A 12535-nucleotide genomic window follows, 5' to 3' on the forward strand; every position below is an offset into this window, starting at 1 on the left:
CCACAGTTTCCTCCTGCGGAAAACACCTGGGCCGATGCGGTGACGCATCGGCCCTTTTTTTGTGGAGCCGGGGTGCTAGACCGCCGGCATGACCCCTTACCTAGAACTCATGCAGCGCGCCCTGAACGACGGCGTTCCGACCGACGACCGCACCGGGGTCGGCACGAGGTCGGTGTTCGGGTACCAGATGCGCTTCGACCTGTCGGCCGGCTTTCCGGTACTGACGACCAAGAAGCTGCACCTGCGGTCGATCATCATCGAGCTGCTGTGGTTCCTGCGCGGCGACACCAATGTGCGGTGGTTGCAGGAGCAAAGGGTCAGCATATGGGACGAATGGGCCGACGAAAACGGCGACCTCGGCCCGGTATACGGCAAGCAGTGGCGCGATTGGGTGGCGGCGGACGGGCGGCATATCGACCAGATCGCCGAGCTGATCGCGACCATCCGCACCAACCCTGCGTCGCGGCGCCAGATCGTGACCGCGTGGAACCCGGGCGAGCTGCACGCGATGGCGCTGTCGCCCTGCCACTGCCTGTTCCAGACCTATGTCGCGAATGGCAAGCTGTCGTTGCAGCTGTACCAGCGCAGCGCCGACATCTTTCTCGGCGTGCCGTTCAACATCGCGAGCTATGCGCTGCTGACGCATATGCTGGCGCAGCAATGCGATCTGGCGGTCGGCGAGTTCATCTGGACCGGCGGCGATTGCCATTTGTACGAGAACCATCTGGAGCAGGCCCGTGAGCAGCTGGGCCGGACGCCCGGCCCGCTGCCGCGCCTCGAAATCACGCGGCGGCCCGAGTCGATCGACGGCTATGCCCTCGAGGATTTCGTACTGCACGACTATGTGGCCCAGCCGCATATCAAGGCGGCGGTGGCGATATGATCGACGCCATCCTCGCGCGGGCCGACAATGGCGTGATCGGGATCGACGGCCAGTTGCCGTGGCACCTCCCCGCCGACCTCAAGCGGTTCAAGGCGCTGACCATGGGCCGGGCGATGGTGATGGGGCGCAAGACGTTCGAGAGCTTTCCCGCCCCCCTGCCCGGCCGGCGGCATATCGTGCTGACCCGCTCGACCGACTGGCGCGCGGACGGGGCGGAGGTGGCGCATAGCCCCGAGGAGGCGCTGGCGCTGGCCGGGCCGGACGCGGCGGTGATCGGCGGGGCGGAGGTGTTCGCACTGCTGCTGCCGCAGATCGAGCAGATCGAGCTCACCGAGGTCCATGCCAGCCCGCAAGGCGATGCGATCGTCCCGCCGTTCACCGGCTGGGTCGAAGCGTGGCGCGAGGATCACAGTGCCGCGGGAGAACGTCCGGCGTACAGCTTCGTCCGATTGCTCCGCCCGCCTGCCTCCGCGTAAAGGGGCCCATGGCGTCGATCGCGACGCCCAAGGGGGCGTGAGGGGCGGATGCGTAGGGCGGTCTGGTGGGGCGTGGCGGCGCTGGCAATACTGGCCGCTGCCTTTTTCGCGCTGGCGCCCGGAATCGTCGAGCGATCGATGAACAAGGTCGAGCCGAGCGCGGCGCTGGCCAGGCGGATGGCGGCGGCGCCTGCGCCGGTGGTGGCGGCACCGATCGTCGACCTGCATGCCGACACGCTGCTATGGTCGCGCGACCTGTTGAACCGGGGCACGCGCGGGCAGGTCGACCTGCCGCGGTTGCAGGCGGGGCATGTCGCGTTGCAGGTGTTCTCTTCGGTCACGAAGACGCCGCGCGGGCAGAATTACGATGCGAACGACGGCGACAGCGACAACATCACCCCGCTGGTGATCGCGCAGTTGCAGCCGGTGCGGACCTGGGGATCGTTGCTCAACCGGTCGCTGTGGCATGCGACGAAGCTCAGGCGGACGGCGCGGGCGTCGGGCGGGCAGCTGCGGCTGGTGGCGAGTGCCGCCGATCTCGACGCGCTGCTGGCGGCGCGGGCGCAGGCGCGATCGGCACCGGTCGGCGCGCTGCTGTCGATCGAGGGGCTGAACGGGCTGGAGGGTGAGCTTGCCAATCTCGACCGGCTGTATCGCAGCGGGTTCCGCATGGCGGGCCTTGCCCATTTCTATGACAACGAGGTCGCCGGATCGATGCACGGCCGCGTCAAAGGCGGGCTCACTCCGTTCGGGCGACGGGTCGTCGCACGGATGGAGGACAAGGGCATGATCGTCGACGTGGCGCATGCCAGCCACGCCGCGCTGGCCGACGTGCTGCGGATCGCGCGGCGGCCGGTGGTGTCGAGCCATGGCGGGGTGCAGGCGACGTGCAACGTCAACCGCAACCTGACCGACGACGAGGTGCGCGGCATCGCCCGCACCGGCGGGATCGTCGGCATCGGATACTGGCCGGGCGCGGTGTGTTCGACCGATCCGGCGGCGATCGCCCGCGCCATCGTCCATGTCCGCGACATCGCGGGCATCGACCATGTCGCGCTGGGGTCCGATTTCGACGGCGCGGTAACCACCGGGTTCGATACCGCCTGGGTCGCCCTGGTCGCCGAGGCGCTCAAGCAGGCGGGCATGGTGCAGGGAGATATCGACAAGGTGATGGGCGGCAATGCCCTGCGCGTGCTGCGCGCCGGGATGCAGCCCCTTTCGCCGCCCGCCCCCGCCCGCTAAGGGGCGGCGATGGAGCGTCTGGACGGTGGCGCGACGGTTCCCGGTCCTTTGCGCGGGGGAGTGGTCGCGCTCGGCAATTTCGATGGATTTCATGCCGGGCACCAGGCGGTGGTCGCGCGCGCGGTGGCGCGTGCCCGCGAACGGGGGGCGCCGGCGATCGTCGCGACGTTCGATCCGCATCCGCGCCGCTATTTCCAGCCCCAGCTGCCGCCGTTCCGCCTGACGAGCCTCGACCAGCGCGCGCGGCTGTTCGCCGCCGCCGGAGCCGATGCGATGCTGGTGTTCGCGTTCGACGCCGCGCTGGCCGGGCTGTCGGCGGAAGGCTTTGCCGAACGGCTGGCGGACGGGATCGGCGCGAGCGGGGTGGTGACCGGCACCGACTTCACCTTCGGCAAGGCCCGCAGCGGCGACGTGGGCGTGTTGCGGACGCTGGGCGAGGCATATGGCTTCACCGCCGAGACGGTCGCGCCGGTCGAAGGCGGCGCGGCGGTGGTATCGTCGTCGCGCATCCGCGATCTGCTGCGCGAGGGGCGACCGCGCGAGGCGGCGGCGCTGATGACCCGGCCGTTCGCGATCGAGGGTGTGGTGGAACATGGCGCGAAGCTCGGGCGGCAACTGGGCTATCCGACCGCCAACCTCCGCATGGGCGCGTATCTGCGTCCCGCCTATGGCATCTATGCCGTGACCGGGCGGCTGGCGGACGGGCGGGTGCTGCAGGGTGCGGCGAACCTTGGCATCCGGCCGACGATCGAAGGCGAGCCGGTCGAGCTGCTCGAACCCTATTTCTTTGATTTCGAAGGCGATCTGTACGGACAGGTGATCGAGGTCGCGCTGATCGACTATCTGCGCGGCGAGGCGAAGTTCGAGTCGCTCGACGCGCTCAAGGTGCAGATGGCGGCGGATTGTGACCGGGCGCGGGTGGTATTGGGGTAGAAGAAGGTCGTTTCACGCGAAGGCGCGGAGACGCGAAGGAGTTGCGATTTGGGTCGAGGGCACCCGCGCCAGCGGCCTTCGCCTTCGTTGCCACATGCGATGTGTCTCCCGATCGTGTAGTAGCGGCGATAGCCCGCAACGCCTTCGCGTCTTCGCGCCTTCGCGTGAACCCATGCTTCGTCCACCAGCCGTTCCTCGCCGCTGCAGGAAAGCGGTTTGCGTGTGGGCGCGCATCGGCTAATCGCGGGCATTCCTATGACCGAAACGCCCGAACCCACGCGCGACTGGCGCGACACCGTCTTCCTGCCGAAGACCGACTTTCCGATGAAGGCCGGCCTTGCCGCCAAGGAACCGGCGATCCTCGATCGTTGGGCGTCGATCGGGCTGTACGACCGGTTGCGCGCCGAGCGTGCCGGGCGCGAGCGGTTCTTGCTGCACGACGGCCCGCCCTACGCCAATGGCGACATCCATATGGGCCATGCGATGAACAAGGTGCTGAAGGACATCGTCGTCCGCACCCAGTCGCTGATGGGAAAGGACGCGCCCTATATCCCGGGGTGGGATTGCCACGGCCTGCCGATCGAATGGAAGATCGAGGAAGCCTATCGCGCCAAGAAGCGCAACAAGGACGAAGTTCCCCCGGCCGAGTTCCGCGCCGAATGCCGCGCCTATGCCGCCAAATGGGTCGATGTGCAGAAGGGCCAGTTCCAGCGGCTCGGCATAATGGGCGACTGGGACGACCCGTACCTCACCATGAAGTTCGACGCCGAGGCGACCATCGCCGAGGAGTTGTTGAAGTTTGCCATGTCGGGGCAGCTCTATCGCGGCGCCAAGCCGGTGATGTGGTCGCCGGTCGAAAAGACCGCGCTGGCCGAGGCCGAGGTCGAATATGAGGATGTCGTGTCGACGCAGATCGACGTGGCGTTCGAGATTGTCGATGCGCCGAATGCGCCGGAGTTGGTCGGCGCGCATGCGGTGATCTGGACCACCACGCCGTGGACGATTCCGGTCAATCAGGCTTTGGCCTATGGGCCGGAGGTTGAGTATGGGATCGCGCGGGTAACGTTGCAGGACGGCACCGTTAAGCGCGTCCTGACGGCGACGCAGCTTTGGTCTCAGTTCTATGCCCGCGCGAATGCCGGTCAGCAAGGCATGTTCGCAGGCGAGTATGTCGCCAACGTCGAAGTCGAAGGTGTCGTTAAGGGTTCGCAGCTCGCTGGCGCGACCGCACGCCACCCGATGCACGCGCGCGGCGGGTTCTTTGCCAAGCCGCGTCCGCTGCTGGCCGGCGACTTCGTGACGACCGACGCCGGCACCGGCCTGGTCCATATGGCCCCCGACCATGGCGAGGACGATTTCGAGCTGTGCAAGGCGAACGGCATCGAACCGGTGTTCGCGGTGCAGGGCGATGGGCGGTATCGCGACGACTGGGCATGGCTGGGCGGCGAAGGCAGCGTCATCAACCCGAAATTCGTTGCCGCCGGACGTGGCGGCAAGCTGGAGGAAGGGCCGATCTGTCGCGACCTGCGCTTGAGCGGCGCACTGCTGGCGGCGTCGGACGACTTCGCGCACAGCTATCCGCATAGCTGGCGGTCGAAGGCCAAGGTGATTTTCCGCGCGACGCCGCAGTGGTTCATTCCGATGGACCGTTCGACCCGGAACGTCGCCCCAGCGCAGGCTGGGGCATCTTTCGACGGCGCGGACGATCCGATCCTGGCGAGCATCGGGCTGGAGTCGCTGGAGACCCCAGCCTTCGCTGGGGTGACGTCTGCTTCGTCGAATGGCGCTACGTTGCGCGAAATCGCGCTGGACGCGATCGAGCATACGCGGTTCGTGCCCGAAAAGGGCCGCAACCGGATCGGGGCGATGGTGTCGGGGCGGCCCGACTGGGTCATCAGCCGCCAGCGTGCGTGGGGCGTGCCGATCGCGCTGTACGTCAACCGGGCAACCGGCGACTATCTGCGCGACGAAGCGGTCAACGACCGCATCCTGAGCGCCTTCCGCGAAGGAGGCGCCGATGCGTGGTATGCGGCGGATCATCAGGTGCTGCTGGGGCCGGACTACGCGCTCGCCGACTATGAGGTCGTGACCGACATTCTCGACGTGTGGTTCGATTCGGGCTGCACCCATGTCTTCACGATCGAGAAGCGCTTCGGGGCGGGCACGCGCGCGAACCTGTATCTCGAAGGGTCGGACCAGCATCGCGGCTGGTTCCAGTCGTCGCTGCTCGAAAGCTGCGGCACGCGGGGGCAGGCGCCGTACGATGCGGTGCTGACGCACGGCTTCGCGCTGGACGGCAATGGCCGCAAAATGTCGAAGTCGCTCGGCAACGTCGTCGATCCGCTCAAGGTGATCGGTGAATCGGGTGCGGACATCCTGCGGCTATGGGTCGCGCAGACCGATTATTTCGAGGATGTGCGGATCGGCAAGGAAGTGCTGGCCGGCACCGGCGATACCTATCGCAAGCTGCGCAACACGTTCCGCTATCTGCTGGGCGCGCTGGACGGGTTCGGCGATGCCGAGCGGGTGCCGGTCGAGGAGATGCCGGGGCTGGAACGCTATGTCCTGCATCTGCTGGGCGAGCTGGACACCGAGTTGCGCAGTGCAGCGGAGGCGTATGAGTTCAACCGCTATGCCCGCGCGCTGACCGATTTCGCCAACGAGGATCTGTCGGCGTTCTTCTTCGATATCCGCAAGGATTCGCTCTATTGCGACGCCGCCGACGACGTACGGCGGCGGGCGTATCGCACCGTGCTGGACGTGCTGTTCCACGCGCTGGTGCGCTATGCCGCGCCGATCCTCGCGTTCACCGCCGAGGAAGTGTGGCAGGCGCGGTTCCCGAGCGAAGACGGGTCGGTGCATCTGCTCGAATGGCCCGAACTGCCGCATTTGCCCGCCGACCGGCCGCTGGGCACCGCATGGGCCGAGGTCCGCGTGCTGCGCCAGCAGGTGACCGAGGCGATCGAGCCGCTGCGTCGCGCCAAGACGGTGCGATCGAGCCTCGAGGCCGAGGTGACGGTACCGTCGCTGCCGCTGCCCGCCGACGAACTGGCCGAGCTGTTCATCGTCGCGAAGGTCGCCCAAGCCGATGGACCGATCGCGGTGACGCGGACCGAGGAAGCCAAGTGTGGGCGCTGCTGGCGGCATCTGCCTGACGTGGCGGCGGACGGCGATCTGTGCGGCCGGTGTGCGGAGGTGGTGGCATGAACCCGCGGAGACTGGCGGTCGCGATCGCGATTGTAATCCTGATCGTCGACCAGTTCGTCAAATATTGGGTCACCGGCCCGATGGGGATCGATTATCCGGGGGCCGAGCTCCATCTGCTGCCGGTGTTCACGCTGCGCTTCGTGCAGAATTTCGGCGTGTCGCTGGGGCTGTTGCAGGCGGGGAGCGAGACGGCGCGCTGGGCGCTGGTCGCGATGACCGCGGTGATCGCCACCGGCGTGGCGGTATGGATCCGGCGCGAGCGGCAGACGCCCGAGCTGATCGGGCTGGGGCTGGTGTTGGGCGGCGCGCTGGGCAACATCATCGACCGGGTGCGCTTCGGCTATGTCGTCGACTATGCCGACTTCCATATTTTCGGGTACAGCCCGTTTCTGGTATTCAACATCGCCGATGCGGCGATTTCGATCGGCGTGGTGATCCTGCTCGTGCGCGCGCTGTTCACCCGTGCGCCGAAGAACGACGTTCCTGTGGAGAAGGCCAATGCGTAAGTTTGTCGTCATCAGCAGCCTCGGCCTGATCCTTGCCGGGTGCCAGGGCAATGCCCTCAACCGCCAGCGTCCCGACGAGTTCGCCGTCGCGCGGCAAGCACCGCTGGTGATCCCGCCCGATTATTCGCTGGTCCCGCCGCAGCCGGGCGCCGCGCGTCCGCAGGATACTGCCGCATCGACGCAGGCGATGCAGGCGCTGTTCGGCGGCCCGGCGCAGCGTAGTGCTACCGAGCGGCTGACGCTGGAGCAGGCGGGCGGTGCGGGCGCGGCGGATGCGGGCATTCGCTCGGGTGTGGCCGATCCGAACACCAATGTCGTCGACAAGGGCACGACGACCCGCGACATCATCGCGGCGCCGGCGGGCGACGGGCAGGCCGCGCGGACGACCACGCCGTAAGGGTTGGGTTTTTGGGATAAGGGAAAGCCGGTTGCCCGAGGGGGCGGCCGGCTTTTTTGTGCCTCCGCCCCCTGCCCCCTCCGTTTGCTTCGAGCGAAGGTTCGAGCTTGTCGAGAACCGTAGTCGAGAAGGGGGTGCCCCAAACGACCAAGTTCTCGACGGACGCTTCTCGACAAGCTCGAAGCTGCTCGAACCGAACGGGTGGGGGTTGGAGAAACGTCCGGTAACTGGATGACCGGGCAAGGCGCGTGCGATCTTTACCCTCACCACCCTCGTCACCCCAGTGCAGGCTGGTGTTTCCCGGTGATGATGCGGGACATGAGCCGCGGGAGACCCCAGCCTTCGCTGGGGTGACGTGCTTGCGGGAGCGAGCTTTCCCGCCCCCGCCCTGCCCTTAGAACGCCGCGGTCAGCGATACCACCACCGTGCTGGCGGCGATCGGGCTGCCGTTGGTGGTCTTGCTGAAGTTCGGCGTGATATAGGCCGCTTCGCTGTTCGAGATGTCGGTGTCGACATAGGCGACGCCCAGCGTCAGGTTCTTGTAGGTAAAGTCGGTGCCGACCGACCAGTCCCAGTAGCTGCCGGTGGGGGCAAGGCTGGTGCCGTTCGGGCCGAGGCCGGGATTGCCGTCCGAATAGCCGATATGCGCCTTCAGCGTCAGCGGGGTGTTCGGCACGGCGCCGGCGGCATCGCCCGACAGATAGATATTGTCGTCGCGCTTGCCGCTGCCCACGACCAGCGGCGTCGCCGAGGCGAAGGCGCGGCTGAGCGAGGTCTGCTTGGGCGCGTAGAAGGCGCCGGCGGTCAGCGTGGCGGGACCGGCGGTGCCCGACAGCTTGCCGTAGAATTCGACGACGTCGGTTTCGTCGGCACCGCCGGGATAGGTGTACCAGGTGACGCCGGCATCGACGGTCGCGGTGCCGAAGGTCTTCTTGTACCCGGCGATCAGGTCGAGTTCGAGGTTGGCGCCGCCGAACGTGCCCCAGCCGGCGAGGTTCGACCCCCAGGTGCCGATATAGACGCCGCTTTCATGGGCGATGGTGATGCCGCCCTGGACGGCGACATTTTTGTCCGACTGCGACACGCCGCGGAAGCGATAGTCGGACGCGACGCTGGCGCTGCCGCTGATGGTGATCGGTTCGGGCGGTGCGGTGTCCTGCGCAAAGGCCGGCATCGCGGTAGTGGCGGCGAGGATCGCGGCCGGGAGAATGGTCGAGAATCGCATCGTAAACCCTTTCTAGGTTCCGTGGTGATTCTCCTGCGTCGAACGTCGCCGCGATTGGGTGGACCTGATGGCCCATGCGGTCTGACGCTCTGCGACCGAATATGTCTCAGCGTGCCGCGCTGCACAATGGGAATTGCGCTGAGTCCGGATACGACACACCCGCTGTTGCGCGGTGGCAACAACGGGTGTGACGCGAACAACGTTCGTCATTCCCGCGAAGACGGGAATCCATATACGCCGACGTTGCGAATTATCCGCAGCACTGGCGTGTATGGATCCCCGCCTGCGCGGGGATGACGGGAGAAAGGATCAGGCGCGGATGGCGAGGATCGCGTCGATTTCGACCACGGCACCCAGCGGCAGGACCGGCACGCCGACCGCGCTGCGGGCGTGGCGGCCGGCATCGCCGAACAGTTCGACCATCAGTTCCGACGCGCCGTTGGCGACCTTCGGCTGGTCGGTGAAGCTGCCGGCCGAGTTGACGAACACACCGAGCTTCACGACGCGCTCGATCCGGTCGAGGCTGCCCAGCGCCTTTTCGGCCTGCGCGAGGATCATCAGCGCACACTTCTGGGCCGCCGAGGTGGCGTAGGCGAGGTCGCGGTCCTCGCCAGCGCGGCCGGTCATCAGGTTGCCGTCCTCAAACGGCAGCTGGCCCGACAGGTGCAGCAGGCCGCCGGCTTCTACCGCGGGGACATAGGCCGCGACGGGCGCGGCGGCGACGGGGAGCGACAGGCCGCGTTCGGCCAGCTTTGCGGGGATATCATATGCCATGGGAGTTCCTCTCTTGTGGTTATCGGATGGGGTCAAGCCTTGGCCGGCTGTCCTTCGGCGAAGCGTGCTTCGATCCATGCCTGCGCCTCGGTCCAGTCGTCGATACGGGCGTGCGCGGCGGGTGCCGGGGCGACGTGGATGGCAAGGTCGGGTTCGGACACCATGTGCAGCCGGTGAACGGTGGGCGCAGTGTCCGCGACCGATTGGTGATGCACCGCAAGGTCGTCGACGAACACCGCGACGCTGGGGTTGAATTCGGCGAGCAGCCGCGCGACCGGCGGCCCCTTGCCCCCCTGATTGCATTCGACGCGGTGGACGATGCCGTGGGTGGCGAGCTGATCGATGCGGTGGGTGCGGCAATGGTCCTGCAAATTGGTCAGGACGACGATGTCGGCGTGAGTCGCGAGCGCTGCCAGCGCCTCGCGCGCATGGGGTACCAGCGTCTGGCGCGCCATCTGGCCCGGAAAGAAGCCGTCGAGCATCCCCCACATCTCGTCGCGTTCCAGCAAGGTGCCGTCGGCGCGGGTCATCGAGTTGGCGAAATCGCCCCCGGCCATGTCGAACGCGATGGCATGTTCCTCCCCCAGCCAGGTCCCGAAATGGCGGACCATGTGCAACAGGACTTCGTCGCAATCGGTGATGAGCAGCGGTTTCATGCAGTCTCCAGTTCGGCGCGGGCCCCAACCAGCGCGGCGGGCGGCACGGCCAGCGCGTCGGCGCAGGCGATGAGGTCGGGTTCGTACGATTCGAGATGGATCAGCAACTGCGCGAGGAAGCCGGGATCGGCGGCCCGCGCGCGCAGGTCGGCGGGATCGATCCCGGTCAGCGACAGGAAGCGCGTCGCCCGCGTTTCGTCGCCGACGACCCAGGCAAGCGCCCGCAAGCCCAGCGTCGCCGCGTCTTCATTTGTTTCCGGCCTGCGCATCGCCTAGACAGCCTTTCGAACTCGATCGGGATGCAAAGCGCGTGGCAAAAAGGGTACTCGTTGTCGAGGACAACGAACTCAACCTGAAGCTGTTCTGCGACCTGCTGCGCGCGCATGGCTTTGAAACCGAGCCGGTCCGCGACGGGCGCGAGGCGGTGGCGCGGGCGCGGGCGTTCCTGCCCGACCTGATCATCACCGATATCCAGTTGCCGCATATGACCGGGCTGGAGCTGATCCAGATGTTGAAGGCCGATGCGCGGCTGCGGACGATCCCGATCATGGCGGTCACCGCCTATTCGGGGCGCGATGACGAGGACCGGGTGCGCGCCGCCGGGGCGAATGCCTATGTGACGAAGCCGATTTCGGTGGTGCGGTTCGTGGGGGAGGTTCGGGCGTTGTTGCCGGCGGAGGAAATTCGGGGGGAGCCGGACGCCGACTCGACGGACGGACCGGTGCCCGACTGACAATCGTCGTCATTCCCGCGCAGGCGGGAATCCATAATCGCCAACGTCCCGACTAGAGCCAAAACGCCAGCGTGTATGGACTCCCGCCCTCGCGGGAGTGACGATTGGAGCGCGCGATCTCTGCCACCCTCACCCCCAGTCGACACGCGCGACCAGCATCGTCAGCGCCGCCGCCAGTGCCGCCGCGACCCACAAGGCGGCAAGGCCGAGCCATGTCCAGCCGATGCCGCCGATCGTCACGCCGGCGACGAAGCCAAGCCACAGCAGCAGGTCGCGGCGCGGGGTCGGGGCGGTGGGGTCGCCCATCAGGCGGCGGGCAAGGCGCTGGCCGATGCGGACCAGCGTACCGGTCATGTAGGTCAGCCCGACGCGCACCTCGCCATCGGGCGCCACCACGCCGTTCTGCGCGCCCATCGCCGCGGCCAGCAGCAACATGGCGAAGGTGAGCGGCGCAAAGGCGGCGAGCGCGGCGCCGAACGCCAGCAGCAACGTGACGAGGCCCATCACCGCCTCCGCGCGGCGGGTCGGCCCCAGCCGCTCGACCGCGGCGGCGCCGACGATGGTGCCGAGCATCGCACCGGCGACGAACGACAGCACCAGCGCCGCTGCGGTCGCCGCGGCGCCGTTCCAGCCATGGGCGAGGCCGACGCCCAATCGCGTCGAATTGCCGCTCATGAACGAGGCGAAGAAGCCGCCAAGGCCGCTGAACGCCAGCGCGTCGATAATTCCGGCGAGCCCGGCGAGGAGGACGGTGGCGAGGGTGGCGGCACTAGTCAGACGACGCATGATGCTCCCTTTGCCCGATCGGCGGGGCGCGGGGCAATGCCCCCTCGCCAGCCGTTGAGCGTTACGATAGCGAAGGCGGATGGTTCCCTCTCCACAGGCGCTGGGGCAGATGCTCGGCGCGCTCGACATGATCGGCATCGCGGTGTTCGCGGCATCGGGCGCGCTGGCGGCGACGCGCGCGGCGCAGACCTTCGTCACCGCCGCGTTCTTTGCGGTCATCACCGGGGTCGGCGGGGGGACGGTGCGCGACCTGCTGATCGGGGCGCCGGTATTCTGGGTCCATGGATCGCCGGTCGCGGCGATCTGCGTCGCGGTGGCGGGGCTGATCTGGGTGACGCCCGAACATTGGTGGCGCGACAAGGCGCTCGACTGGCTTGATGCCGCCGGGCTGGCGGCCTATGCGGTGTTCGGCGCGGCCAAGGCGCTCAGTTTCGGGGTGCCGCCGCTGCAGGCCGGGATGATGGGGGTGCTGACCGCGTGCGTCGGCGGCATCCTGCGCGACGTGCTGGCGGGGGTGCCGTCGATCCTGATGCGGCCGGAGCTGTACGTGACCGCGGCGGCACTGGCGGCGGGGTTGCATGTCGTGCTGGTGGCGTGCGGGCTGCCGCCGTTCGTGGCGGCGCTGCCGGCGGCGGTGGCGGGGTTTGCGCTGCGCGGGACGGCGATCCGGTATCGGCTGGCGCTGCCGGCGTATCGGGGGAAGCGGTAGGGGTTTTG

Annotated in this window: 13 protein-coding genes and 1 pseudogene; 9 read left to right on the forward strand and 5 right to left on the reverse strand. The window is 67.7% G+C overall.

Translation table 11 applies throughout. From position 1 onward, the window contains the following. Nucleotides 1-88 precede the first annotated feature (88 nt). The 7 genes from MF610_RS10185 to MF610_RS10215 all read left to right on the forward strand — a co-directional run bounded on the left by MF610_RS10185 (nt 89) and on the right by MF610_RS10215 (nt 7644). Nucleotides 89-883, forward strand: coding sequence for a thymidylate synthase (locus tag MF610_RS10185; protein WP_242195841.1), 795 nt, complete (start codon nt 89-91; stop codon nt 881-883). Continuing rightward, nucleotides 880-1359 (forward strand): dihydrofolate reductase, encoded by a 480-nt coding sequence (locus MF610_RS10190; protein WP_242195846.1) that lies wholly within the window; start codon nt 880-882, stop codon nt 1357-1359. The genes MF610_RS10185 and MF610_RS10190 overlap by 4 nt, the downstream gene beginning before the upstream one ends. A 48-nt stretch (nt 1360-1407) precedes the next feature. After that, the gene (locus tag MF610_RS10195; RefSeq protein WP_242195849.1) at nt 1408-2601 is read left to right on the forward strand and encodes a dipeptidase; all 1194 of its coding nucleotides are present in this window, start codon (nt 1408-1410) and stop codon (nt 2599-2601) included. Nucleotides 2602-2610: 9 nt separating this feature from the next. After that, nucleotides 2611-3534, forward strand: a complete 924-nt coding sequence (locus MF610_RS10200) for a bifunctional riboflavin kinase/FAD synthetase (RefSeq protein ID WP_242195852.1) — start codon at nt 2611-2613, stop codon at nt 3532-3534. A 255-nt stretch (nt 3535-3789) separates the two neighbouring features. Further along, the gene (gene ileS / locus MF610_RS10205) at nt 3790-6741 is read left to right on the forward strand and encodes an isoleucine--tRNA ligase (protein WP_242195855.1); all 2952 of its coding nucleotides are present in this window, start codon (nt 3790-3792) and stop codon (nt 6739-6741) included. Beyond that, nucleotides 6738-7247: a signal peptidase II gene (gene lspA / locus MF610_RS10210; protein ID WP_242195858.1), complete on the forward strand. Its 510-nt coding sequence runs from the start codon at nt 6738-6740 to the stop codon at nt 7245-7247. Before ileS ends, lspA begins: the two co-directional genes overlap by 4 nt. Continuing rightward, a complete protein-coding gene (locus tag MF610_RS10215) occupies nt 7240-7644 on the forward strand; it encodes a DUF3035 domain-containing protein (RefSeq protein ID WP_242195861.1) in 405 nt (134 codons plus the stop codon). Before lspA ends, MF610_RS10215 begins: the two co-directional genes overlap by 8 nt. A 394-nt stretch (nt 7645-8038) precedes the next feature. On the opposite strand, the gene MF610_RS10220 is transcribed toward MF610_RS10215, so the two are convergent. The 4 genes from MF610_RS10220 to MF610_RS10235 all read right to left on the reverse strand — a co-directional run bounded on the left by MF610_RS10220 (nt 8039) and on the right by MF610_RS10235 (nt 10568). Beyond that, a complete protein-coding gene (locus MF610_RS10220; RefSeq protein WP_242195864.1) occupies nt 8039-8869 on the reverse strand; it encodes a TorF family putative porin in 831 nt (276 codons plus the stop codon). 309 nt (nt 8870-9178) lie between these two features. After that, nucleotides 9179-9643 carry a RidA family protein gene (locus MF610_RS10225; RefSeq protein ID WP_055757447.1) on the reverse strand — a complete coding sequence of 155 codons (465 nt, stop codon included), beginning with the start codon at nt 9641-9643 and terminating at the stop codon, nt 9179-9181. Nucleotides 9644-9675: 32 nt separating this feature from the next. After that, nucleotides 9676-10299, reverse strand: a complete 624-nt coding sequence (locus MF610_RS10230) for an HAD family hydrolase (protein ID WP_242195867.1) — start codon at nt 10297-10299, stop codon at nt 9676-9678. Then, nucleotides 10296-10568 carry a DUF3572 domain-containing protein gene (locus MF610_RS10235; RefSeq protein WP_242195870.1) on the reverse strand — a complete coding sequence of 91 codons (273 nt, stop codon included), beginning with the start codon at nt 10566-10568 and terminating at the stop codon, nt 10296-10298. The genes MF610_RS10230 and MF610_RS10235 overlap by 4 nt, the downstream gene beginning before the upstream one ends. Nucleotides 10569-10609: 41 nt before the next feature. Between MF610_RS10235 and MF610_RS10240 the strand changes: the two are divergent. Continuing rightward, nucleotides 10610-10969: pseudogene (locus tag MF610_RS10240) on the forward strand (response regulator); the annotation flags it as partial. Nucleotides 10970-11161: 192 nt separating this feature from the next. Here MF610_RS10240 and MF610_RS10245 read toward each other — a convergent pair. Continuing rightward, the gene (locus MF610_RS10245) at nt 11162-11818 is read right to left on the reverse strand and encodes a YoaK family protein (RefSeq protein WP_242195875.1); all 657 of its coding nucleotides are present in this window, start codon (nt 11816-11818) and stop codon (nt 11162-11164) included. A gap of 79 nt (nt 11819-11897) precedes the next feature. Between MF610_RS10245 and MF610_RS10250 the strand changes: the two genes are divergently transcribed. Continuing rightward, nucleotides 11898-12527, forward strand: coding sequence for a trimeric intracellular cation channel family protein (locus tag MF610_RS10250; RefSeq protein ID WP_242195878.1), 630 nt, complete (start codon nt 11898-11900; stop codon nt 12525-12527). The last annotated feature ends 8 nt before the right edge of the window (nt 12528-12535 follow it).

It is taken from the genome of Sphingomonas hankookensis, assembly GCF_022664465.1.
Classification (GTDB): domain Bacteria; phylum Pseudomonadota; class Alphaproteobacteria; order Sphingomonadales; family Sphingomonadaceae; genus Sphingomonas; species Sphingomonas hankookensis.